Origin of the sequence: Tatumella ptyseos ATCC 33301, from assembly GCF_000735525.1 — a bacterium.
Classification (GTDB): Bacteria; Pseudomonadota; Gammaproteobacteria; order Enterobacterales; family Enterobacteriaceae; genus Tatumella; species Tatumella ptyseos.
Genome location: NZ_JMPR01000028.1, coordinates 152,917 through 177,533, shown reverse-complemented (window position 1 = coordinate 177,533; position 24,617 = coordinate 152,917). Strand labels below are relative to the sequence as shown.

Below are 24,617 nucleotides of genomic sequence, written 5' to 3'. Positions count from 1 at the left end.
AAAAAAACCCATGCATTGCATGGGTTTTTTATTACTAAGCTAACCGGACTGACAGATTAGCTGTCACTTTTGGAAATGGCCGGGAATTCCATCTCGTGGTATTTCACAAAACGGGTCCCGCGCGTCCATTTATAGCCCAGCCAGATCACCAGGAACAACGGAATACCGATATAGGTCGCTGCCACGCCATACCAGTCAATGGTATCGGCCATAAAGGCCTGATAGTTCTGTCCCAGTGTGATGATAAGGCAGAGCACAAACGCAAACACCGGTCCGAGCGGGAAGAGCCCTGCACGGTAAGGCAGGTCTGCCAGGTTATGCCCCTTCGCCACATAACCGCGACGGAAGCGGTAATGGCTGATGGCGATCCCCAGCCAGGCAATAAAGCCGGTCATCCCTGAGGTATTCAGTAACCACATATAGACGGTCTGATTACCAAATTTGGATGATAAGAAGCAGAGTGCTGCAATCACGGTCGTCGCAATCAGTGCATTACGCGGCACACCATTTGCCGTCAGACGGGCAAAGATTTTTGGTGCTTTCCCTTCCTGTGCCAGCGTAAACAGCATCCGTGTAGACGCATACATTCCGGAGTTACCGGCAGAGAGCACTGCCGTCAGGATCACTGCATTCATTACCGCAGCCGCAGATAACAGCCCGGCATTCTGGAACACCAGAGTGAAAGGACTGACGCTGATGTCTTTAACATCATTATGCAGCAGACGCGGATCGGTATACGGCAGTAACAGACTGATAATAAGGATAGCCAGCACATAAAACAGCAGGATCCGCCAGAATACCTGACGCATAGCGCGCGGGATATTCTTGCCCGGGTTTTCCGATTCACCGGCCGCAATCCCGATAAGTTCAGTCCCCTGGAAAGAGAAGCCGACAATCATCGCCACGCCGATCATCGCAGAGAATCCCCCCGCAAAAGGCGCACCGCCAATGGTCCAGTTATGCCAGCCACCCTCTCCTGCACCCCGCAGAATACCGGTCACCATCATCAGTCCGACGATAATAAAGATAACCACGGTCACCACTTTAATCAGCGAGAACCAGTATTCCGCTTCACCAAAGCCTTTAACCGAAATCACGTTCAGCAGGAAAATCACCGCCAGGAAGAGGCAGCTCCAGACCCAGCCAGGAACGTCCGGGAACCAGTAGCCCATCACCAGTTGTGCGGCGACCAGGTCGACGGCAATGGTGACTGCCCAGTTGTACCAGTAATTCCATCCCAGAGCGAAGCCAAAGCCTTCTTCGACGTATTTGGCACCGTAGGTTGCAAACGATCCGGAGACCGGCATATACGCTGCCAGTTCACCGAGGCTTGTCATCAGGAAGTAAACCATCAGACCGATAATGGCATAAGAAAGAAGTGCGCCGCCGGGTCCGGCCTGAGAAATGCTGGCCCCTGAGGCGACAAAGAGCCCGGTACCGATAGACCCGCCAATGGCTATCATCGTCAGATGACGGGCTTTTAATACACGTTTCAGGCCAGGCTTATCTGTTGTTTTTGTATTATTATTCATCAGTAAACACTATGCTGGATAAAAATGAGGCGCGATTGTACCAGCTCACCGTTACCTGTATAGCATTACCACTGCGTTATAAGTTACCTTCATAATCCCCTGCCTATTATTAGCAACCCCGGGCGGGCCGGGTCAGACAATATCCTGTTCACGGCAATAAGACAGAAAACGGGTCAGCGATCGGGACAAATGTTTTTGCTGATGATGGATGCGATACAACGTCCGTGTCAGCGGCGGTAACGGCAGCGGAACCTGGCGCAGACTGCCATTTTCCAGCTGTTCGGCGATCACCCGGCGTGACAGGCAGCTTATGCCCATCCCGTAGCGTACCGCATGCTTGATAGCCTCTGAATTTCCAAGCTCCATCTCAATTCTGAAATGAGGCAGATGAGAAAGCAGCAGATAATCCACTATCTCCCGGGTGCCTGACCCCCGTTCCCGCAGGATCCAGGGCGAATCTGCCAGTCTTTCCAGCGTGACTGCCTGGTTGAAAATGGCTGACCGGGGTGAAGCGAAAACCACCAGCTCGTCCTGCAGCCAGTTTTCGCTGACAATGCCGGTAATATGACAAGGTCCTTCGATAAGCCCCACATCCACGCGAAAATCACTGACAGCCTGTATCACATCCTGGCTGTTACCCACCGTGAGATCCAATGGTGCCTGCGGAAAATCACGCCGGTACTCTGCCATCATGGCGGGCAGCAGATAGTTACCGATAGTACTGCTGGCAGCGATGCGGATGGCGCCATGATCTTCGCGGAAAAGTTGCTCAGTCTCTTTGGCCTGCTCCAGTAATGAGACGGCTTTCGGGTAGAGCAAACGACCGTGTTCATTCACAATCAGTCGCTTGCCGGAGCGATCGAACAGTTTCACCGATAACTGATGTTCAAGATCAGCCAGCGCAGCACTGACGGCGGACTGTGAAAGTGCCAGTTGCTGCGCGGCACGGGTGGTCGACCCGCTCTTAACAATTTCGCTGAATACTTCCAGCTGCCTCAGGGTGATATGCACTCTTTCTCCTCACGGATTTTTCACGGATGGGGTAACACCCGATTTATAACCAGTTATAGTGGTTAATTATAAATATATAATCAATTTCTCTTTTAAGAAAAACCCCGGCAGGATGAAGGTCAGTAACTCAGGAAGGAAGAACACGATGACTCTGCACCAGCCCCACCGGGCACCTCTGCCCCGCCTCCCCTTGCTCAACGGTATCCTGCTCAGCGGGGTGATAGCGGCAGGCATGCTGCCTCTGATCCAGATCCCTCTGATTGCCAGGCTGGGACTGGGTGCACTGACGCTGGCAATCCTGACCGGTATTATTACCGGTAATCTGCTGCCCGCATCGGTTCACGTTCGTTGCGAACAAGGGATAGCCTTCAGTAAGCATTACCTGCTGCGACTGGGGATTATTTTATACGGATTTAACCTGACCTTTCAGCAAATCAGCCATATCGGTTATCGCGGCCTGGTCACCGACATGATCATGCTGAGCAGCACGTTTCTGGTGACCAGTCTGGCAGGACTGTACTGGATAAAACCGGACAAACAGACCGTGTGGCTTATCGGAGCCGGTAGCAGTATCTGCGGCGCGGCGGCAGTGCTGGCGACCGCACCGGTCATTAAAGCCGATGCCGGAAAAGTGGCCGTCGCAGTGGCGACGGTCGTTATCTTCGGTACGGCGGCCATTTTTATCTATCCGCTGATCTGGGAGGTTATCCACCCCTGGCTGCCGGGGATCGGTGCTGAACAGTTCGGTATTTATACCGGTTCGACCGTCCATGAGGTCGCCCAGGTCGTGGCAGCCGGCCATGCTATCAGTCCGCAGGCCGAAGATACCGCAGTGATTGCCAAAATGCTGCGGGTCATGATGCTGGCACCCTTCCTGCTGCTGCTGGGCCAATGGGTTAACCGCACCCGCCCGTCTGCAGAGACTGAAGGCCCCGGAAAAATCACCTTCCCCTGGTTTGCCCTGATTTTTATTCTGGTCGCCGTCGTTAACTCGTTCGGTTTACTGTCTGACACCCTGCTGAGCTGGATCCACTGCATTGATAATATCATGCTGGCAATGGCAATGGCCGCCCTGGGCCTGAGCACCCGCCTGTCTCAGCTGAAAACTGCCGGGCTGAAGCCACTACTGCTGGGAGGCGTTGTTTTTCTCTGGCTGATTATCGGCGGCGCTGGCGTCAATCTGTTGGTATGGCATGTTATGAAGTAAATCCTCAGGTATGATGTGTCACATCTACCAGAGACCGGGAAGTGAGGAGAAAGTAATGAAGTTTATCGGTGCGCATGTCAGCGCCGCAGGGGGCGTGGAAAACGCGGTCCTTCGTGCACACGAACTGGAAGCAACGGCCTTTGCACTGTTTACCAAAAACCAGCGCCAATGGCGCGCTGCGGCGTTAACAGAGGAAAGTATCAATGCCTTCCGTCAGGCCTGCGAAAAATATAACTTCAGCTCAGGACAAATTCTGCCCCATGACAGTTACCTGATCAATCTTGGTCATCCGGTCAGTGAGGCGCTGGAAAAATCACGACTGGCCTTTATTGATGAGATGCAACGGGCGGAATTGCTTGGCCTGTCATTACTTAACTTCCATCCGGGCAGCCACCTGCAACAGATTGCTGAAGAAGACTGTCTGAAGCTGATTGCCGAATCGATCAATATCGCGCTGGATCAGACGCGGGGCGTAACTGCAGTCATCGAAAATACCGCCGGTCAGGGCAGTAACCTGGGGTTCCGTTTTGAACACCTGGCAGAAATTATCCATCACGTTGAAGATAAAAGCCGTGTCGGTGTCTGCATCGATACCTGTCACGCCTTTGCCGCCGGTTACGACCTGCGTACGGTCGAAGATTGTGAAAACACCTTCCGGGATTTTGAGCGGATTGTCGGTTTTAACTACCTGCGGGGCATGCACCTGAATGATGCGAAAAGTGAATTCGGCAGCCGCGTAGATCGCCATCACAGTCTGGGCGAAGGGAATATCGGCAATACCGTGTTCAGCTGGCTGATGAAAGATCCCCGCTTTGATGGTATTCCGTTAATTCTGGAAACCGTGAATCCGGATATCTGGAAAGATGAAATTGCCTGGCTGAAAGCACAACAGACAGCATAAAAAAACAGGGCGCAATGCGCCCTGTTTTTCAAATCACACATCCCTCAGGCGGTGACTGCTTCCGGTTTTTTCAGGAAGGCATAAGCAATACCCGCCAGCGCCGTTCCGATAATAATGGATAACAGATAACCCAGTACCGGAGTAATCGCCCCCGGGATCAGCAGAACAAACAAGCCGCCGTGGGGTGCCATCAGTTGGGCACCGATAGCCATAGAGATAGCCCCGGTCACCGCACCGCCAACGAGACAGCAAGGGATCACCCGCATCGGGTCACGGGCAGCGAACGGAATGGCACCTTCAGAAATAAAGCACAGCCCCAGCACCAGTGCGGCTTTACCGCCTTCCTGCTGACTTTTATTAAATTTCCTTTTAGCCAGTAAAGTCGCCAGCCCCATCGCCAGCGGAGGTACCATTCCGGCAGCCATAATGGCGGCCATCGGCGCGTAGGTTTTGCTGCTCAGTAAACCGACACCAAAGGCGTACGCCACTTTGTTCACCGGGCCCCCCATATCGGTACACATCATACCGCCCAGCACCGCACCCAGCAGCACCGCGTTCGCCGTACCCATGTTACCCAGCCAGTGAGTAAGCCATTCCATAATGGCTGCTACCGGTTTGCCGACCACATAAATCATCAGCAGGCCGGTGATCAGGCTCGCCAGTAATGGAATAATCAGGATAGGTTTCAGGGCTTCCATACTCTGCGGGAGTTTCAGCCGTGTACTGATAAATTTCGCCACATAACCGGCAATGAAACCGGCAATGATACCGCCAAGGAAACCGGCATTCGTGCTGGTCGCCAGCATACCGCCAATCAGCCCCGGTGTCAGACCAGGACGGTCAGCAATCGAGAAGGCAATGTAGCCCGCCAGCACCGGCACCATTAACGCGAACGCACTCCCCCCGCCAATCTGCATCAGTGCGGCAGCCAGCGTCCCTTCCTGATGGAAGGCCGTGATCCCGAAGGCGAAAGATAACGCGATGCTCAGACCACCTGCGACCACCATCGGCAGCATGTAAGACACACCGGTCAGCAAGTGACGGTAAGCGCCGGCCTTTTCTTTATTACCCTCGCTGGCAGCAGCTTGATCGGCTGACGCCCCCGCGGCATGGTACGGCTTAGCTTCCGCCAGGGCTTTATCAAATTCCTGGGCGGTTTTCTTCAGTGCCAGTCCGGTCGAGGTGCGGTACATGGGTTTGCCGGCAAATTTAGCCAGATCAACCTCGATATCGGCGGCAATAATCACCAGGTCGGCAGCCGCGATTTCCTCAGCGCTGACCGGATTACCGGCACCGACTGATCCGCGGGTTTCTACCTTCGCCCACCAGCCACGTTTTTTAGCTTCTGCCTCGATGGCTTCTGCCGCCATAAAGGTATGAGCGACGCCGGTCGGACAGGCGGTTACCGCCACAATACGTTTGGCCCCGCTGGTCTCAGCCACCACAGGCTGAGCATTTACCGGTGCCTGCCAGGGAGTTGCCTGTTCACGAGCCGTGGTCAGAAAGGCCACTGCATCATTCAGCAGTGCCTGAAGATCTCCCTGCCAGAATGGCTTACCGCTCAGAGACGGATCGGTGGGAGCGTTTTTACCGGCAACCACCACAAGTTCAGCCTCGGCTGGCGAACGGGTTAAGGTCAGTCCGCATTTTTCAGCAGCCGTTTCAGCCGCTTTTTCGGCCATATATGCACTGGCTTTTCCCAGTGACGCATCAGTTATCAGCAGCGCTTTCATCATTTATTCCTCTTCTGCTGTCAGTGCACGGGCTGTAAATCGACACGTGCCATCATTGCCGCCAGTTGTGTCCGGTCAGCGACGCCTACATTACTTTGACTTACCGCCAGTGCGGCAACGGCAGTGGCCAGTCTCAGGGTATGTTCACTGGACTCACGCATCAGTAACCCATAAATCAGGCCGCCGACCATTGAATCCCCGGCCCCCACGGTACTCACTACCTCACAGGCCGGAGGCTTGGCCAGCCATTCCCCGGAAGCATTCACCCACAGCGCGCCTTCCGCACCGAGCGAAATCACCACATGAGCAATCCCCTCTTCACGCAATTGATGCGCGGCATCAATAACGTCCTGTAATTCCGGCAACGGTTTCCCGGCCCAGGTTTCCAGCTCACGGCGGTTAGGTTTTACCAGCCAGGGGGCGGCTTTCAGCCCGGCCTCCAGCGCACTGCGGCTGCTGTCAAAGATAATGCACGGGCACAGCGCCCGCAGGGATTTCATCCAGACGGTAAAGGCTTCCGGAGAAACTCCTTCCGGTAAACTGCCGCTGACGCAGACCATATCGAACTGGCCCAGCCAGCTCAGTGAATCGGTCGTAAAGCGTTCCCAGTCTTTCGCGGTCACATCGAATCCGGAAAAGTTAAGGTCGGTCACTTCGCCGTCCTGCTCGGTCAGTTTGACATTAATACGCGTTCTTCCGCCGACCACCTGGAAACGGTTCGCAATCCCCAGCTCGCTGAAAAGCTGCTGGAATCCGTCCTGATTATCTTTACCCAGGAAACCGCCGACGGTCACATCAATCCCCAGGTCTTTCAGCACCCTGGCGACATTAATCCCTTTACCCGCAGCATGCAGGCCGGTGGTTTTTACCAGATTAACTTCCCCCCGTTCCATTTCCGGGGTAAAGCCCACCAGGTCATAGGCCGGATTCAGCGTAATTGTTGCGACACGTCTGCTCATGCTGCCCCCTCACCAAGACCGCTATCAATGGCTTCGCCGATGGCAGTGATCGCTGCTGCCGCATCTTCTCCGCTGGCAGTAAAGCGCAGGCGATGGCCTTTTTTAACACCCAGTGCCACCACTTTCATCAGGCTGCGTCCGTTCGCAGGTTTACCGCTGCCGTCCAGGTTAGTGACCGTAATATCGCTTTTGAAATTTTTGATGGTAGTGACCAGTGCCGTGCCCGGACGGGCATGCAGACCATGTTCGTTGCGGATCACAAATTCCGCGGTCACCACTTCATCTTCTTCAACATAATCGCTGGTCAGTAATGCCAGGATCCCGGCGGCATCGGCACTGTTCAGTGCTGATGCGTGATCCCCGGTCAGTAACTGGTGCAGATACCCCAGCGCCCCGAGCGGCTGGTCATCAGTCGCGGCGACAGTGATGAGTAAGGATACCGGCTCATTTTCTGCCGTGGTAAAGGTGGTTGCTGCACGGCTGATCGCGATGGCGCTGAACAGGTTGCCCTCAGCACTGTCATTGAGCCAGATCCCGTGCCCCAGATGGAATGGCGCATGGGAGATCACCTGACTGACAAAATGGCTGTCCACGGCTCCGGCGGCCTGTAAACGGCCGGCGTTCAGTGCCTGTAATGTCATCAGGTCAGTCGCCTCCACCCGGGTGGCGATCATCGAGGTGTCAAAGCGGAATTCAGCCGCCTGTTTTTCACCCATCAGCAGCGCACGTAAATCTTCAGCTGACGCGGTTTTCAGTGTTTCAGCCACACTGTCATCACTCAGCACATGAGTTAACTGCCGCAGTAACGCCAGGTGCTCATCTGATTTAGCGGCAATGCCGATAACCACATAAGCCACCTGATCTTCACCCCATTGAATGCCCTGCGGATACTGGAAGACCTGGACCCCGGTGTTCAGCACCTGATCACGGGTGTCGGTTGTACCATGAGGGATAGCGATACCATTACCCAGGAATGTTGAGGTCTGCTGTTCACGCGCCAGCATACCGTCGACATAACCTTCCGTCACATTGCCGGCAGAAGCCAGAGCAGATGCGACCTGGCGTATGGCCTCAGTTTTTTCACTGGCACTGGCGCCAGTATGTATCGCCTGTACATCGAGCTGGAACATAGGACTCCTCACTGTCTTTAGTTGAATCGTTTCAGCTAACGGAGAAAAAAAAGTGTCCGGGACTGACAACAGGGAACACAGGCAGAGCTGAAACGTATCAGTAATATATGCACCAAAAAAAATCTGCTGCAATGAATAACAAAATTCTTATAGCGATTTTTTGAGGCTACGCACACTTCATGACATTTATCTGATGATTGTACGGTATAGCGCTGAATTTACATTGACGCAAATCAGATTTCGCTATCCGCGTCAGCATATTTCAGCAACGATTGACCCTAAACAGGTCTGCTTACAACTTCACCGGAGTGGCCCGCCGCATAATGCGTGTTCCTGTCCTTTAATGAGTATGTTAACGTCGCAGTCTGCAAAATGCTTAACCAGAGGTCATGATGGAATGTCGTGCCGGATGTGGTGCTTGTTGTATCGCACCCTCAATTTCAAGCCCTATCCCCGGTATGCCGAAGGGTAAGCCTGCCAATACCCGATGCGCTCAACTTTCAGAAGATTATTCGTGTCAAATATTTAACTCGCCTCTGCGGCCTGCGGTTTGCTCAGGCCTCAAGGCTTCTGGTGAAATGTGTTCAACGAGTCGTGATAATGCAATGACTTATCTGATAGCGCTGGAGGCCATCACAGCCCCCTGAATGTGAAGGGCTATCGCCACGGCGCGGTTGTCTTTTTAGAAACGTACCCATGACGTTTATGAAAGTAAAACCGCCAAAATCTTAATCTGCCACAGGCCGGCATAAACTCAATGCGCCTGTTTATCCCTTCCCCCAACTCAAAAACACACAGCTCCGGAGAAAATCCGGAGAGATTTCAGCAAGGTTGCGGCTTTCCCCGGTAATGCCTGACCCTTATCCGTTTAAATATGAGCATGACTTCAGAGACCTGTCTTAAGCATGATCCGGAGACCAGGATACGCGCTATATCAGGACACGCCCCGTACTGTGCGGATTACACCATCGGTTTTTATATTCACCCGACATGAAACCATAAGAATAGAATAAATCGAGTCCCTTCTCCTTCGCCTCCTCAGTCAGAGTAGTGAGATTTTTCCACATAATCATTGTTCCTAATGAATGTGAATTTTTCGTTTGACGATATCCGATATTAATAAAGTCAACAAAGAATTTACCGTGACTAATAACAGAAACCAATAATTGAATAGCGACAGGCTCATCATTTAACATCATCAGATTGCCTTTAAAACAGGAGCTATGCTTAATAAAAAACTCTCTGTTTACATCCGCCATTTCTATTCTTTCCGAACGGCGCGCATAGTAAAGATCACTATATATATCAAATAACTGACTTCCATCAACCTCGCTTACATTGATGAAATCGCCCCCGGAGTTATAAAACTTACGAATTTCCCTTTCCCTGGTGCTGACGGTTTTTTTAGAAAACCCCGAGTGAAGATCTTTAGATATTGCCACGTTCCTTTTATTAAACAAGGAATATGAGGTATTCAAAAATAATTTATTTTGCAACGGGTGCAAACATTTGGCCCGAAAGGGCAAAATGGGTTTATTGCTTAACGCATCACTGAACGGTAAATAAACAGAACATCGGGGGATAGGTAAGTAATTAACAGCAGAGGTTTTATTTTTTATATCGTTCGCTAACCAGCCATTTTCTACTGCCACACTCCCCAATAACTCCCCCTTTTTTTTATAGGAGAAAAATTTAACGGGTGCCCCATGCTCCATCATGAAATTAAGAAATTCAGGTGATGATTCACAATTATAACCAAATCGTTGGCACGACAAAGAATACTCCTCCGGAGAGCAGGATTCCCAGTGAGTAAAACGCATTATAAGCATTGAGATATGACCAAAAAATCTACAGTAATTTTCCCATATACTAACATGTAATAATCTAAAAATTAAAGCATAATAAAAATATAACATCTCTTTTTACAGTATCATAAAGTCTCCCGTGGGGAATATTGCCTATGCAGAGTATTGACTTTGATTACTGTCACCTGCTGATATTTTTTCCACGATGGCACTTACAGGCTTTGTGAGCGGAGAATCAGCCGTTATCCCGGGGAAGCGATGGCTAATAGTTATAACTTGCGCTTGGCGGTACGTTTATCTCTGCCGGCCTTCTGTTGAGACCCTTCGACATCAAAGGCTAAATAATTTCTCTTCTTTCTCTTGCCTGGCACGCATTGCGCGAGTAACTTTGCGCGCATAATTCCCTGTATTGCTGACATAGTGAGAAAACCGATGCCGAAGGCGAATGAAATTAAACGTGGCATGGCCCTGAGCTGGAACGGAAAGCTGCTGCTGGTAAAAGATATTGATGTGCAGAGCCCCAGTGCACGGGGTGCCGCAACGCTGTATAAAATGCGTTTTACTGACATCCGTACCGGACTGAAGGTAGAAGAACGCTTTAAAGGTGATGATATCCTCGACACTATCTCACTCAGCCGCCGGGCCGTGAGTTTCTCCTACATTGACGGCGAAGAGTACGTCTTTATGGATGATGAGGATTACACCCCTTATCATTTCAATCAGAAACAGATTGAAGAAGAGTTACTGTTCATTCCTGAAGGCGGGATCCCGGGGATGCATGTCCTGACCATGGACGGCCAGATCCTGGCTCTGGAATTACCTCAGACCGTTGATATGGAAATTACCGATACTTCACCCGGTATTAAAGGCGCTTCGGCCAGCGCCCGCACCAAACCCGCGGGAATGAGTACCGGGCTGGTGGTACAGGTACCGGAATACCTGAGCAATGGCGATAAAATCCGTATTCATATCCCTGAACGTCGTTATATGGGACGTGCTGATTAAGATCTCACGGACGACCCCAAGGGTCGTCCGTACTTCCCCTCCCCTGAATACCGTCCCGCAAAGCGCTCGTATGACTTCTGTATCGAAACCCCTCAGCGTCGGGGGTCGTCTTGTTCTGTCCCCCGCCGCTTTTAAACGCCTTTCAGCTGGCGGATTCCGTATGCTGTAACTGAAAAAATGTCGCCGAACACGGTTACTTTATCACGTGATTTGTCAAATTTTCTTACTTAATAATCTGTATAATAAGCGCGTTTTTTTGACATGTTCGCCGCAGGAATAGGATCGGGTTAACCGGCCGGTGACTGACCTTTATTAAGGATGGTTGAACATTCATTTATCTATTTATCTGTACCCTACACCGTTATTTAAAAAATGAGTTTATAAAATGCGCCTTTCACGTCTGATGATTATCCTGTTGCTGAATGCCCTGGGCATCGCACTCTTTTTTTCGTGGTATCTGCCGGAACATCACGGTTTCTGGTTCGGCCTCGATAAAGCCATTTTCTTCGGTTTCAACAACCAGATGGTGACGCATCATGCGTTTGCCATCTTCGTTGCAATCACTAACTTCCGGGGCTTTGATCTGGTTTCCCTGATAGCGATGGGACTGCTCTACTATTCCTACTGGCGGAAAACTGATGCGGCGGGTCACCATCGCATGCTGGCTATCGGTGTGACCATGCTGATCAGTGCGGTCGTGCTGAACCAACTGGGTCACCGTATCCCGGTGGTTCATAGCAGCCCGACGTTGTTCTTCCATAATGCTCACCGTGCAGGTGAGCTGACCGGTATTCCGACTAAAGATGCGTCAGGGGACAGTTTCCCGGGTGACCACGGGATGATGCTGATGATTTTCGCCTGTTTTATGTGGCGTTATTTTGGCGGCCGCGCCTTTATTAAGGCCCTGGTGATCTTCTTCGTCTTTGCTATGCCTCGTGTCATGGCGGGCGCACACTGGTTTACCGATATCGCTGTCGGCTCGCTGTCTGTCGTTCTGGTCGGTATGAGCTGGTGGCTATTGACCCCGGGTAGCGACATGCTGGTGAACTATCTGGATAAAAAACTGCCTCGCAGAAAAAAATAAACGGTTCCATACCTGCGCCAGTGTGACTGCACTGGCGTTTTTTTTACTCATTGTTGCCCCGTCACCGCCCTTTTCGTTTTCACCTTCCTGTCGTCCCTTTCTTATTTATAGCAGGCCACCGCCAGGGGTTGAGCATTCCCCCCTGTACGTCAGGGGCTGTTCATCCTCCGCTGATGTTGACAGTCAAGCCGAGGTTTCCGCCGACGGGCATATCCCGCAGACCGGACACATCCGGGAAGGATAGCCGGTGATCAACCGCCAGTAACAAAGTGGGTCAGCCCGCCTCCGGCAAAAAACGTAAGACCCGTCGCTCAGCACGGTGGTGCCGGAGGGAACATCCCGTACGCGGGCCTCTCCGGGGAGCATCACCAGGTCGTGTACTGCATTAACAAGGCGCAGAGGCGGGAAGCCAGGCGTAAAAAAGGCGCCTTTATCAGGCGCCTTGTGTTTAATACTTTCTGAGTCGCGTTGCTAATACTCAGTCAGTCAGTTCTTCGTGATCCTTAATTTCCGGCACAGGCAGGCTGGTTGCCACGCCCCAGTAGTAGCAGACCAGTGCTGCGACAGCCGCCAGAATCATATCGGTCGGTGAGCCAATCGCATTAATTCCGCCAAAGGTTCCCAGATAAGAAATCACCAGGATCAGTATGTAGTAAACCAGTAACCACCAGCTGCTTTTCAGGTCACGGGCAGACGTCGCTGTCTTTTTCGCAAAGATGACATACCCCAGCCAGGCCAGAATAAAGACCGGGATCAACAGTTCATTAACGGACCAGCCACTCCAGTAGATAAGCAGTGTACTGGCGACAAAGGCTAACGGACTCAGCACTGAGGCCAGCGGCAGACGGAAAGGACGTGCCATGCCGGGCAGATGACGACGAAATGCCCCCAGAGTGACCGGACCTGGCATATAGGTGAAAACGGTCGCTGACGTCACTGCCCCAATCAGTCCACCCCATACCTGGAACTCGGAAGGTAATGTCCAGGCAATGGCCAGGATCAGTGATAACCACAATGCACCACGTGGTACACCCGATTTAGGATCCAGCTCACCGAAGATTTTGAACAGGTGTCCGTTACGTGCCCAGGCAAACAGAACACGGCTGGCACCGGCCAGATAGATATTACCGGTACCGGCAGGGGAAATGACCGCATCGACCAGGATCAGGTTAATCAGCCAGGTAATTCCCAGGCTACGGGCCAGATCCGCATACGGTGACTGGAAGATCTGTTTCAGTCCATCCCAGCCATGGGCAGTCAGTGCTTCTGAAGGGACTGCACCCATAAAGGCATACTGCAGGGCAATGTAGATAACAAAGCTCACAGCAATCGCAATCATAATAGACAACGGGACATTCCGTTGAGGATTTTTAGCCTCACTGGCAAAGTCGACCGCCTGGCGAAAACCGAGGTAGGCAAACACAATGCCTGCACCGGTCAGTGATGTGAAGATGCCGTGTGCACCGCCCGGTGGTGGTGGTGGCACATCCAGGTTAGCACCGTGGTAATACATAAACAGGGTGGCAATGGTCAGTAAAGGCACCACAAACTTGAAGGTGGTGATCAGGGTATTCACCCGGCCAAAGACACTGACACTCCAGTAGTTCAGCAGGAAAAAGCCAACCAGTAACAGGATCTGGATCAGAAACCCGGCGGCGGTCGGGCTGCCATCCGTGTGACTTAGCCCCGGCCACCAGTATTGTGCGTACTGACGAACGGCCTCAACCTCGACTCCGGCAGTACTGGTATAGGCCAGCAGCGAACTGACACCGATAACAAACCCCACAACATTGCCGTGAGAAAAGTTAGGATAACGTACAAATCCCCCGGCACGCGGAATGGCCGCGGAAAGCTCAGCAAACACTAAACCTATCATTAATACGATAATGGCTCCCAGGATCCATGCCCACCCTGTCTGGGCACCGGCATAACCTGAACTGGTTAATGCGGCATAAAGCCAGCCGGACCCGATCATCGAGCCTATTCCTAACAGGCTGAGATCAACCAGCCCTAGTTTCTGTTTAAATGCACCCTTTGCCATAAAGACCTCATCATGTTGTGCTGCGACTGAAACTTCGTCATATCGTCTTAGTTTTTATTTCCTTACCTGCCAGTGAAGCATTTTTCGTGCCAGAAATAATAAACAGTCACAGCCAGGATAAATCCGGGTTATTTCTTCCTGCTCCGGGGTCACGTATACGCCTGTTCACTTATCTGTGCCACAGACCGGATACCGAAGCCGGTAGCCCGGAGATCATGCACTGTTTTCGCGCAGCAACCTGAATGTTGCACCCTGACAGGGCAACCCGTTCGTCCGGCGAGAGTATTGATGATGTTAATAACCCGCCAGGCCAGTAATGACAGGCCCTGGCAGCCTGCAAAGCAGGTAATGGCGTGGAAAATGTCCGTCAGGATTTTGCAGGGTTCCTGCCAAAAAAAACGGGTTTCAGGTCAGTCGCCGGCCAGAGAAGTGGGATAAGTTCTCAGTAGTCATAGTGATTTTTCACAATAAGACAGATTTGGCGGATTGTTCCCCAAATGGTAAGCAATTTTATTGGATTAATCTAAATCAAAAATTTCCCGAAAAGCACTCGCCAGTTGGCATTTTATGCGGTAACCTGCCTTTATATCGGCATATGTTCTGACACAAGCGCTAACGTATTATCTGTTCACTGCATTTTATCTGCTTATCTGCGTGTTCCTATAATCAGTGCCTCTCAGCATACCCGTCCGGTTATTCTCTTTCTTCTTGTTATCTGGCTAGCGGCAATTTGTCGTAAGGACTTTGAAGGGAACTACATATAATGGTCAAATCTCAACCTTCTCTGAGATATATCTGGCGGGTCGTCCCCGCAATTGCTTTAGCAACATTACTTTCAGCCTGTAGCACCACCCCCGCACAAACCACTGCCCGGGTAGAGAAGCATGAAGTTAACAACCATAATGGTTTTTTACTTCAGGCGTCTCAGGCTGAATTTGAGCAGATGGTTAAAAATGTGGACGTTAAGTCCCGTATTTTGGATCAGTATGCTGACTGGAAAGGCGTGCGTTACCGGATGGGTGGAGACACTAAACGCGGTATCGATTGTTCTGCCTTTGTTCAGCGAACGTTCCGCGAGCAGTTTGGTCTGGATTTACCCCGTTCGACTTATGAACAACAGGATGCAGGGTTAAAAGTTTCACGCAACAAACTGCGTCCCGGTGACATCGTATTGTTTCACTCTGGCTCGACCGGCCGCCATGTAGGCATTTATCTGGGCAATAATAACTTTGTCCATGCCTCCACCAGCAGCGGCGTAATGATTTCAAGTCTTAATGACAGTTACTGGAAACATCGCTATCGCGAAGCAAGACGGGTCTTAACTAACGTCAACAGTTAATGTCATCAGGCCTTTAAAGTCTTTAGCCAGACACTAAAAAAAACGCTGCCCTCAGGCAGCGTTTTTTTTTGCTGATATCCCAGCGGACTTATTTTTTCCAGTGACGAATACGCTCCTGCCCCGCCGGTAAACGCCTGCCAGCAAACCGATCCCCTGCCTGCTTAATTATTATTCTGCCGGTCTGCCCTGACGCTGACTTCGGGAGGCGTAACGAAACAGTAAGACAGAAAGTGTGGCGCAGGCAGCAATCATTCCGGCCATCGGCCAGGCCGAGTTAAAACTGAACAGTGATAATAACGCCCCCGTCAGTGCACCAATACCAAAGCGTAGTGTACCCGCCAGTGAAGAAACCGTCCCGGCAATGTGCGGAAAGTCATCCAGAATAACCGCCATTCCGTTGGAGGAGACCATAGACACACAGCCGATAAAGACCGCCACACTCAGCACCAGAGGATACAACCCCAACCCTAATGCACAGACCAGTAATAATGCGATACCCGCAACAAACTGTATCATCAGGGCCATGCGAAACAGGAACAGCGGCCCTGTTTTGCGGACCAGTCGGGTATTAATAAATGTCATCGTGAACAGGAAAACGATATTCAGCGAAAAATAATAACCGAAATGCTGCGGTGAAATATGATAAAGCCGGATATAAATAAATGGCCCTGCATTAAGAAAAGCAAATAAACCGGCAAACGAGAATCCGCTGGCCATCATCAGCGCAAAGACCGTTTTGTTACGAAACAAAATAATAAAGTTGTTCAGGATAGTTCGCAGATGCAACGGCTGACGTTTCGTGACAGGCAACGATTCTTTCACAAAAAACGTCACCAGCAGGAACCCGGCCAGAGCTGCCACCGCCAGGGTCCAGAATACGGATTGCCAGTCACCAACGAGCAGCAGCCAGCCTCCGAAAATCGGGGCCAGCAACGGTGCCAGCGTGGTGATCAGCATCATTATCGACATCATGCGTGAGAACTCAGCGCTGGCATAAGAATCGCGGATAATGGCATTGATCACGACCCCGGCAGATGCCGCGGCCAGGCCATGGAGCAGCCGCATCCAGATAAGGTGGTCAATACTCCCGGAGAGCGCACAACCCACCGCCGCCGCGATAAAAACCCCAATCCCTGGCAGTAACACCCGCTTTCGCCCCAGGCTGTCGGAAAGCGGGCCATAAAAGAGCTGACCGACAGCAAACCCCAGGATATAGATGTTCAGCGTCATCTGGACCTTACCGCTGGATACCATAAAGTCGCTGGCAATTTGTGGCATAGCAGGCAGATACATGTCGATAGACAGTGGCATCAGCATCGCCAGTAAGCCCAGAATAACGATAAGCCTCAATTTTTTTCTCCGGGGGGAACAGGCTATTTACGACGCGCTGTTTTTTGTTGTAATTCTACAGGAAGGCCGACACTGTCGATTTCCTCACGGGTCAGTTCACGGTATTCACCAGGCTCCAGGGCCTCATCCAGCACAATATCGCCGATCTGCTGGCGATGAAGTGCGACAACATGGTTACCCACGGCAGCAAACATCCGTTTGACCTGATGGTAGCGCCCTTCACTGATGGTCAGCAGCACTTCGGTCGGGGTGATCACCTCCAGCACGGCGGGTTTTGTCGCCTCGTCATCCCCGCGCAGTGCCACACCTTTGGCGAACTGTTCGGCGACCTGCTCATCCAGCGGAGAGTCCAGCGTGACATGATAGGTTTTTTCGCAATGATGGCGTGGCGAAGTGATGCGGTGTGACCATTGTCCGTCATCGGTCAGCAGTACCAGTCCGGTAGTATCAATATCCAGACGCCCTGCGGAATGAAGTTTCCAGGCCATCGGCTCTTCGAGGAAATATAAAATCGTCGGGTATTCTTCATCATCCGTCGCACACACATACCCCTGCGGCTTATTCAGCATAAAATAGCGGGGGCCGGTGATCTGTTGCAGCCGGTTACCGTCGTAGGCAACCTCATGCTCCTCAGAGACCTTAAAAGCACTGTCTTTCACTACCTCGCCATCGACGGTGACTTTCTGAGCACGAATTTCGCGGGATGCAATAGCCCGGCTAACTTCCAGTTGTTGAGAGATGAATTTATCAAGTCGCATGAATTTCTTTTTGCCTGTAGCAGCGAAGGGTAAATACAATGACGCTAACCGTCATCTTCAGCCGGTCAGTATAGCGTGTTCTGTACTGCACTGTCAGTGATGGCATGCGATCCCTTAAGTCAGTCCCGGAAAAGTGACGTTTTATGTCTTTTACGCTACGCCCTTATCAGCAGGAAGCGGTGGATGCCACCATCAGTTACTTCCGTAAGCATCAGCAACCGGCCGTCATTGTTCTGCCCACCGGGGCCGGTAAAAGCCTGGTGATTGCCGAACTGGCCCGCAAAGCCCGGGGCCGTGTACTGGTACTGGCCCATGTGAAAGAGCTGGTTGCTCAGAACCATGCAAAATATGAAGCGCTGGGGCTCAGCGCAGATATTTTCTCTGCCGGCTTACAGCAAAAACAGAGCCACCGGAAAGTGGTGTTCGGCAGTGTGCAATCCGTGGCCCGTAACCTGGACGCCTTTGACGACGCGTTCTCATTGATTATTGTCGACGAATGTCACCGGATTGCCGACGACAAGGAAAGCCAGTATCAGACCATATTTTCTTATCTGCGCCAGCGACGCCCGGAACTCCGGCTGCTGGGGCTGACCGCGACGCCTTTCCGGTTGGGGAAAGGCTGGATCTATCATCTGCACTACCACGGTATGGTACGCGGCGATGCGGATGCGCTGTTCTATGAATGTATCTATGAACTGCCACTGCGCTATATGATAAAAAATGGTTATCTGACCGATCCCCACCGGATTGATATGCCGGTGGTTCACTATGATTTTTCCGCCCTTTTTTCGTCGCAGCAAGGGCTGTTCAGCGAACGGGACCTGAATAATCAGCTCAGCAAACAACGGCGTGTGACACCGGAAATCATCCGCCAGGTGATTGAACTTTCTGAAGACCGGCACGGCGTGATGATTTTTGCGGCCACCGTGATGCACGCCCGGGAAATTCTCGGTCTGCTGCCCCCGGAGAGTGCCCTGATCAGCGGCGAAACGCCTGCACGGCAGCGGGACGAAATCCTGGCCACGTTTAAGCAACAGAAAATTAAATATCTGGTGAATGTCTCTGTGCTGACGACCGGATTCGATGCGCCGCACGTGGATGTTATCGCCATCCTTCGCCCTACCGAATCCGTCAGCCTGTATCAGCAGATTGTCGGCCGGGGGCTGCGCCTGTCACCCGGTAAAACGGATTGTCTTATCCTCGACTATGCCGGTAATCCTCATGACCTGTTCAGTCCGGAAATCGGTACCCCGAAAGGGGCCAGTGATAATAAGCCGGTACAGGTTTTCTGTCCGGCCTGCGGGTTTGCCAATACGTTCTGGGGCAAAACCACCGCCGACGGTACCATCACCGAGCATTTTGGCCGACGTTGCCAGGGGATCATTGACTTCCCGGACGCTCCCCGTGAACAGTGTGATTTCCGGTTCCGTTTTAAATCCTGCCCGCAGTGTAATGCGGAAAATGACATAGCCGCCCGGGTCTGTCATCAGTGCCAGTGCATTCTGACCGACCCCGACGATATGCTGAAGGCTGCGCTAAAACTGAAAGATGCCCTGGTGTTACGCTGCGCAGGGATGACCCTGCAGCCGGGCCGCGATAGCCGGGGCGAAAGCCTGAAGGTCACCTATTACGATGAGGAGGCCACCGAAGTTAGCGAGCTTTTCCGGCTGCAGACCCCGGGACAGCGTCATATTTTTGAAACGCTGTTTTTAAGACAACATCATAAGGCCCCGGCAACGCCGCTTCACTGGCAAACGGCGGCGGACCTGGCGGCACTGAGTGAGCATTTCCGTTATCCGGACTTTATTGTCGCCCGCAAAAAAGGTCATTTCTGGCAAATACGCCATAAGGTCTTTGATTACCAGGGGCGTTTCCGTAAAGCTCACCAGTTGCGCTAAAGCGCCCGCCGGGTGATTTTATTTGCCCGGCGTCAGTGAAGCCGTTATAATGCCGCGCGCTTTTACATCCGGTAAGAGTGCTTATGAATAACCTTCTGTTGCTGGGTCGCCTGTAACAGAATTACGAAGAGAAATAAGAATGTTCACTATCAAAGCAGAAGAACGTAAAGTGCAGGGTAAGGGTGCGAGCCGCCGCCTGCGTGCAGCTAAAAAATTCCCGGCTATCATCTATGGCGGAAATGAAGCAGCTGTTTCTATCGAACTGGACCACGATTCTTTAATCAACATGCAGGTTAACCCGGCGTTTTACTCTGAGGTTCTGACCCTGGTTGTTGACGGTAAAGAAACTAAAGTTAAAGTTCAGGCCGTACAGCGTCACCCGTTCAAACCAAAAATTCAGCACATCGACTTCGTTCGTGCTTAATCGCTGAATGGTTTTACAAAAAACGCCGCATAATGCGGCGTTTTTTTATGCAACCGGATTACGATTTACTGTTTGTCCGGCGCTGTAACTGATCCCGCAGATTGGGCGGTGTGCCTTTAATCGTCAAGGTATCTGTCGCCGGGTCCCAGAAAATACGTTCACCCAGTAACATCGCATCGAAGTTCAGCGTCAGTCCGCCCCCGCTGCCGGAAAATTTGGTCAGCTGACGCAGGGTACTGCGATCCGCAGGGAAGCTCTCTTCCAGCGAATATTCCTGCTCACTGGCGAAATCACTGAAGCTCTTCTCAGCCACTTCCGGTAATTCACCCGACAGTTCCCGAACCGTGATTTCTTCACCGGCCTGCAACTGCTGGTTACAGTAGGTATAGACCTGCTGACGGTATTCCTGTCGCTCTTTTTTATCCAGGCTTGCCTCATCGCAGTAATCATCGACCGCCTGCAACAGGCTACGGTTCTGGGCTTTAGTATCCAGACCGACACTGGCCCCGAGGAAGTCCATAAAGAAATCTGCCACTTTGCGCCCTACCCGTCCGCGCAGGAAGGTCAGATACCGTAGCGATTCCGGTTGTGTTTCCCATTCGGTCAGATCAATCCGTGCCACAATATCCGCGTGGTTGATATCCAGATAATGGGTGGTGCTGATGTCCAGGCTCTCATTCACCCGCATACTGGCCTGGCTATTCAGCACAGAGATCAGCAGATATTCGGTGGCCAGGTAACGGTAGCGGGCAAATAACACCACACCGCCTTCCGCGAACGGGTACTTTGCCAGCTCATCCCGCAGACGGCCGGTGGCGGCGCGACTGAAAGCTAAAAAATCCTGCTCACCGCGACGGCACTGACGCAGGGCGTCAGCCAGTTCACTTTCTTCATTGAATAATCCATAGGCCTTATTTTTAGCACTATAGACCCGATGTAACTCTTCCAGCATCTCTTCGACAGCTTCGCTGGCCGTCAGCAAAGAGTCACGTAACACCAGCTCCAGCTGATCTTCATCACGTTTGATTAACTGATGGACGACAATCTGGTCAATATCCAGACTCATGGCAGACTCCCCTTCTTATGCAGATGCGTATTCAACCATTGCCCCGAACGTCTTTCAATCTTATTTCCTGCCGGATACCGTCCTGACCCCCGGTGATTTTTCAGAATATTCAAAATCTCAGCCAGCCGCACATGAAAAACGGTGCAAGATCAGCCACAATAGGCTACAACAGTCAGTAACGAAACCGTCGCTATGCTGAAGGTAAACAGACAATAAAATTGCAGAAAAAAAGTCGTGTTTGCAGTAGAATAGCCGCCTTTTACGACTTAGCTAACTGATAATATGCCACAATCATCCCGATATAGTGACGAGCGTGTAGAAAACTTGCTCGCTGAACTTGTTGAAGTACTTGAAAAAGATAAAGCACCGACTGACCTTTCCCTGATGGTATTGGGCAATATGGTGACGAATCTGATTAACGCCAGCGTTGCGCCTGCGCAACGTCATACTCTGGCACGTTCCTTCGCTGAAGCATTGCAGGCTTCTGTCCGCGAAGACCATGCACATTGATGATATGATCTGAACCCTATGGTAAACAGCCAGCAGAGCTACAGGGAAAAAGTGTCCCGGATGATAAGCTGGGGGCACTGGTTCGCCCTGTTTAATATTTTTTTCGCGCTAATCCTGGGCAGCCGTTATCTGCTGGTAACTGACTGGCCTGCCTCGCTGGCAGGCAGAATTTATGCTTACTGTAGCTGGGTCGGTCATTTCAGCTTTCTGGTCTTTGCCGCTTATCTGCTGGTCATTTTCCCGCTGACGTTCGTTGTGATGTCACAACGATTGCTTAGGGTTATCTCTTCGATTCTGGCCACCAGTGGGCTGACCTTGCTGTTAATGGACAGCGAGGTCTTTAATCGTTTCCATCTGCATCTTAATCCTGTGGTCTGGGATTTGATGGTCAACCCGCAACAGAGCGATATGTCACGTGACTGGCAACTGATGTTTATTTCGGTGCCGGTCATTTTCCTGGTGGAAATGCTTTTTGCCACCTGGAGCTGGCAGAAACTGCGCAGTCTCAACCGTCGACGTTTTGGCAAACCTCTGGCTGTGCTGTTTATCGTGGCATTTTTATCCAGTCATCTTCTGTATATCTGGGCAGATGCTAATTTTTACCGGCCAATCACCATGCAGAGAGCGAATCTGCCGTTATCTTATCCGATGACCGCACGGCGCTTTCTTGAAAAACACGGCCTGCTGGACCCGCAGGAATATCAGCGCCGGCTTATTCAGCAGGGAGACCCGGATGCGGTTTCCGTGGCGTATCCGCTCAGTGATATCAATTTCACTCAAAGCGGTAGCCACTATAATCTGATGCTGATCACCGTCAATGGAGCGGATGCGTCTCATATGGCGACCCGTTTCCCGGCACTAAGCCAGTTTGCGGACAGCAATATACAGTTTACGCAGCACTTCAGCTCCGGCAGTAACAGCGAAAGCGGGCTGTTTGGCTTGTTTTACGGTATTTCGGCCAGTTATATGAACGGGATTCTGGCGGCCCGGATGCCTTCTGCCCTGCTGAGCACTCTGAATAATCAGGGTTATCAGTTTGGTTTATTCTCTTCTGATGGCTTCAGTCAGCCCCTGTACCGTCAGGCATTACTGGCAGACTACTCTCTGCCAGCAGCAACCTCTCAAAACGACGGACAGACGGTCGATCAATGGCAGGCCTGGTTGCAGAAACAACAGAATACTTCAGCTCCGTGGTTCTCATGGGTGTCACTGGATGGGATTAATGCCAGTGGTAATACCGTGGCGGCACGTGAGAAAAATTATGCACAGAGTAGCGGCAATGTTGATCAGCAAATTGCCCGAATTCTCACCGAGTTGCAGCAGAATAACTCGCTGAAGAATACGGTCGTTATCATCACTGCCGGGCAGGGGATTAGTTTCAATGACACCGGGGATGATGACGGTAACCGTGAGTTATTACAGGTACCTTTAGTCGTTCACTGGCCTTCAACACCGTCGCAACGTATCGGACAGCTAACCGATCAACAGGATGTGATGACAACCCTGATGCAACGCCTGTTGCATGTTTCAACCCCGGCGGAAGATTATTCTCAGGGCGAAGACCTGTTCAGTCCGCAGCGTCAGCACCACTGGGTTACCAGCACCAATGATGCCGGCCGGCTGATCATCACTACCCCGCAGATGACACTGGTGCTGAATAATGATGGTAATTACACCACTTATGACGCTGAAGGACGACGTTTGCGCAAACAGCGTCCGGAGCTTGGGTTGCTGTTGCAGGTACTGACAGAAGAAAAACGCTTTATTGCAAACTGATGATTAATGAGACAATTAGCGTTCACGGATATTGCTATTTTGAAAATTATCCGTACTATAGTGCCTCAGAGTCCGGCACGTAGCGCAGCCTGGTAGCGCACTGTCATGGGGTGTCAGGGGTCGGAGGTTCAAATCCTCTCGTGCCGACCAAATCATTATTCTGTCAGTACCGGTGACTGATGGAAACCCCACAAAAAACCCGCATCCTCACTGAGTTTGCGGGTTTTTTGTTTGCCTGAATATGCACTCACTGCCCGGGGTTACAGCCATACATTGAATGATACGACAACCGCCCCCTGGAGGCCGTGTCACGACAGGGTGTATAACGCCCCTCCTCTGCTGCCATCCGCTACGACACTTTTTCCTGTCCCTGACACAACGTTGATATTCTCCGCTGCAGGCATGGAAAAACCCCCGGCGACACTCTTCACAGGAGATGTTTTTTACTTTTTAACAGTCCGGGAAAAATGTATCCGCCGAGAGAACAGTTTTTGGCTCAGCTTATAGAAGAATAACCATCCGATAACTGTCAAAGGTAAGCCAATGAACCACATAACAAAGGTCGAATGGGTACGTAACGCATTAAGGATCCACGATGTTGCAAGAAGCGGCAGGATAAAACCGGCTAACATAAATAAACCCGGCGTACCGTACTTGATTTCTGCCTGACATCCCCTGCAAACATTAGCGCCATGCGGGATCTCACTTTTGCAATGCGGGCAGATCATCATTTCAGTATTCATAAATTCTCCTTAACATTTAGTGTTAAGTTTATTTCTTATTTAACTCAACTGCCATAAAAATACTAAAATCCGGATCTTATCCTGTCAGAGACAGCTAGCCGCTGATGTGCCCTGTCTGTTCCTCATCAGCCTTCCGCGGGCTGGAGATTAACCTGTCTGACAGCATTGCCTCCCTCTGATTTACGGAGCCGGTTTTCCTGAAAGCGAGGGAATATAAATTGAGTACCCGTCCACGCAGACAACATGGCGATGTCACTTCATCCCGGAGAAAAACGGAACCGAGGGTCTCATCCCTGAGACCCTGAAGAACCGCGCTACGCATGCCTGTCACCGGCCGGATTGCAG

At 51.5% G+C, this 24,617-nt stretch carries 21 protein-coding genes and 1 tRNA gene; 11 read left to right on the top strand and 11 right to left on the bottom strand.

What is annotated here, in order from left to right; all coding sequences use genetic code 11:
• Positions 1 to 56 precede the first annotated feature (56 nt).
• Both GTPT_RS08605 and yieE read right to left on the bottom strand, forming a co-directional pair.
• Positions 57 to 1,532: an amino acid permease gene (locus GTPT_RS08605; protein ID WP_025903390.1), complete on the bottom strand. Its 1,476-nt coding sequence runs from the start codon at positions 1,530 to 1,532 to the stop codon at positions 57 to 59.
• Between the two features lie 132 nt (positions 1,533 to 1,664).
• Positions 1,665 to 2,543 (bottom strand): DNA-binding transcriptional regulator YeiE, encoded by an 879-nt coding sequence (gene yieE, locus GTPT_RS08600; RefSeq protein WP_029989601.1) that lies wholly within the window; start codon positions 2,541 to 2,543, stop codon positions 1,665 to 1,667.
• 145 nt (positions 2,544 to 2,688) lie between these two features.
• Here yieE and GTPT_RS08595 point away from each other — a divergent pair, with 145 nt between their 5' ends.
• Both GTPT_RS08595 and nfo read left to right on the top strand, forming a co-directional pair.
• A complete protein-coding gene (locus tag GTPT_RS08595; RefSeq protein WP_038011210.1) occupies positions 2,689 to 3,750 on the top strand; it encodes a YeiH family protein in 1,062 nt (353 codons plus the stop codon).
• Between the two features lie 55 nt (positions 3,751 to 3,805).
• The gene (nfo, locus tag GTPT_RS08590) at positions 3,806 to 4,651 is read left to right on the top strand and encodes a deoxyribonuclease IV (RefSeq protein WP_029989605.1); all 846 of its coding nucleotides are present in this window, start codon (positions 3,806 to 3,808) and stop codon (positions 4,649 to 4,651) included.
• 44 nt (positions 4,652 to 4,695) lie between these two features.
• Here nfo and fruA read toward each other — a convergent pair whose 3' ends face one another.
• The 3 genes from fruA to fruB are packed head-to-tail and all read right to left on the bottom strand — an operon-like array spanning position 4,696 to position 8,473.
• Entirely contained in the window at positions 4,696 to 6,384 is a 1,689-nt protein-coding gene (fruA, locus tag GTPT_RS08585; protein ID WP_025903386.1) for a PTS fructose transporter subunit IIBC, read from the bottom strand.
• Positions 6,385 to 6,404: 20 nt separating this feature from the next.
• Positions 6,405 to 7,343, bottom strand: a complete 939-nt coding sequence (gene fruK / locus GTPT_RS08580) for a 1-phosphofructokinase (protein ID WP_025903385.1) — start codon at positions 7,341 to 7,343, stop codon at positions 6,405 to 6,407.
• Positions 7,340 to 8,473, bottom strand: coding sequence for a fused PTS fructose transporter subunit IIA/HPr protein (fruB, locus tag GTPT_RS08575; protein ID WP_029991429.1), 1,134 nt, complete (start codon positions 8,471 to 8,473; stop codon positions 7,340 to 7,342). The genes fruK and fruB overlap by 4 nt, the downstream gene beginning before the upstream one ends.
• Before the next feature lie 392 nt (positions 8,474 to 8,865).
• Between fruB and GTPT_RS17800 the strand changes: the two genes are divergently transcribed.
• The gene (locus tag GTPT_RS17800; protein ID WP_071780148.1) at positions 8,866 to 9,120 is read left to right on the top strand and encodes a YkgJ family cysteine cluster protein; all 255 of its coding nucleotides are present in this window, start codon (positions 8,866 to 8,868) and stop codon (positions 9,118 to 9,120) included.
• A 282-nt stretch (positions 9,121 to 9,402) separates the two neighbouring features.
• Here GTPT_RS17800 and GTPT_RS17020 read toward each other — a convergent pair whose 3' ends face one another.
• A complete protein-coding gene (locus GTPT_RS17020; RefSeq protein ID WP_248700191.1) occupies positions 9,403 to 10,191 on the bottom strand; it encodes a GNAT family protein in 789 nt (262 codons plus the stop codon).
• Between the two features lie 519 nt (positions 10,192 to 10,710).
• On the opposite strand from GTPT_RS17020, the gene yeiP reads away from it, so the two are divergent.
• Positions 10,711 to 11,283, top strand: a complete 573-nt coding sequence (yeiP, locus tag GTPT_RS08565) for an elongation factor P-like protein YeiP (protein WP_025903383.1) — start codon at positions 10,711 to 10,713, stop codon at positions 11,281 to 11,283.
• A 385-nt stretch (positions 11,284 to 11,668) separates the two neighbouring features.
• Positions 11,669 to 12,367 carry a phosphatase PAP2 family protein gene (locus GTPT_RS08560; protein ID WP_025903382.1) on the top strand — a complete coding sequence of 233 codons (699 nt, stop codon included), beginning with the start codon at positions 11,669 to 11,671 and terminating at the stop codon, positions 12,365 to 12,367.
• 478 nt (positions 12,368 to 12,845) lie between these two features.
• On the opposite strand, the gene GTPT_RS08555 is transcribed toward GTPT_RS08560, so the two are convergent.
• Entirely contained in the window at positions 12,846 to 14,408 is a 1,563-nt protein-coding gene (locus GTPT_RS08555) for an APC family permease (RefSeq protein ID WP_025903381.1), read from the bottom strand.
• Positions 14,409 to 15,171: 763 nt separating this feature from the next.
• On the opposite strand from GTPT_RS08555, the gene mepS reads away from it, so the two are divergent.
• Positions 15,172 to 15,747 carry a bifunctional murein DD-endopeptidase/murein LD-carboxypeptidase gene (gene mepS, locus GTPT_RS08550; protein ID WP_029991423.1) on the top strand — a complete coding sequence of 192 codons (576 nt, stop codon included), beginning with the start codon at positions 15,172 to 15,174 and terminating at the stop codon, positions 15,745 to 15,747.
• A gap of 168 nt (positions 15,748 to 15,915) precedes the next feature.
• Here the strand turns inward: mepS and GTPT_RS08545 are convergent, their stop codons facing one another.
• Together GTPT_RS08545 and rsuA are read right to left on the bottom strand one after the other, a co-directional pair.
• Entirely contained in the window at positions 15,916 to 17,097 is a 1,182-nt protein-coding gene (locus tag GTPT_RS08545; RefSeq protein ID WP_025903379.1) for a Bcr/CflA family multidrug efflux MFS transporter, read from the bottom strand.
• 23 nt (positions 17,098 to 17,120) lie between these two features.
• Positions 17,121 to 17,855, bottom strand: coding sequence for a 16S rRNA pseudouridine(516) synthase RsuA (gene rsuA / locus GTPT_RS08540; protein WP_025903378.1), 735 nt, complete (start codon positions 17,853 to 17,855; stop codon positions 17,121 to 17,123).
• 143 nt (positions 17,856 to 17,998) lie between these two features.
• On the opposite strand from rsuA, the gene radD reads away from it, so the two are divergent.
• Complete coding sequence (gene radD / locus GTPT_RS08535; RefSeq protein ID WP_025903377.1) at positions 17,999 to 19,753, top strand: DNA repair helicase RadD; 1,755 nt, start codon at positions 17,999 to 18,001, stop codon at positions 19,751 to 19,753.
• A gap of 139 nt (positions 19,754 to 19,892) precedes the next feature.
• On the top strand, positions 19,893 to 20,177 hold the full coding sequence (gene rplY, locus GTPT_RS08530) for a 50S ribosomal protein L25 (protein WP_025903376.1): 285 nt from the start codon (positions 19,893 to 19,895) through the stop codon (positions 20,175 to 20,177).
• Positions 20,178 to 20,235: 58 nt separating this feature from the next.
• Here the strand turns inward: rplY and yejK are convergent, their stop codons facing one another.
• On the bottom strand, positions 20,236 to 21,243 hold the full coding sequence (gene yejK, locus GTPT_RS08525) for a nucleoid-associated protein YejK (protein ID WP_029990261.1): 1,008 nt from the start codon (positions 21,241 to 21,243) through the stop codon (positions 20,236 to 20,238).
• A 282-nt stretch (positions 21,244 to 21,525) separates the two neighbouring features.
• Between yejK and GTPT_RS08520 the strand changes: the two genes are divergently transcribed.
• The 3 genes from GTPT_RS08520 to GTPT_RS08510 all read left to right on the top strand — a co-directional run bounded on the left by GTPT_RS08520 (position 21,526) and on the right by GTPT_RS08510 (position 23,679).
• Entirely contained in the window at positions 21,526 to 21,753 is a 228-nt protein-coding gene (locus GTPT_RS08520; RefSeq protein ID WP_025903374.1) for a YejL family protein, read from the top strand.
• 18 nt (positions 21,754 to 21,771) lie between these two features.
• The gene (gene yejM, locus GTPT_RS08515; protein ID WP_025903373.1) at positions 21,772 to 23,529 is read left to right on the top strand and encodes an LPS biosynthesis-modulating metalloenzyme YejM; all 1,758 of its coding nucleotides are present in this window, start codon (positions 21,772 to 21,774) and stop codon (positions 23,527 to 23,529) included.
• A 73-nt stretch (positions 23,530 to 23,602) separates the two neighbouring features.
• Positions 23,603 to 23,679: transfer RNA gene (locus GTPT_RS08510), tRNA-Pro, on the top strand.
• A 293-nt stretch (positions 23,680 to 23,972) separates the two neighbouring features.
• Here GTPT_RS08510 and GTPT_RS16725 read toward each other — a convergent pair.
• Positions 23,973 to 24,272, bottom strand: a complete 300-nt coding sequence (locus GTPT_RS16725) for a zinc ribbon domain-containing protein (protein WP_029990260.1) — start codon at positions 24,270 to 24,272, stop codon at positions 23,973 to 23,975.
• Positions 24,273 to 24,617: the final 345 nt, after the last annotated feature.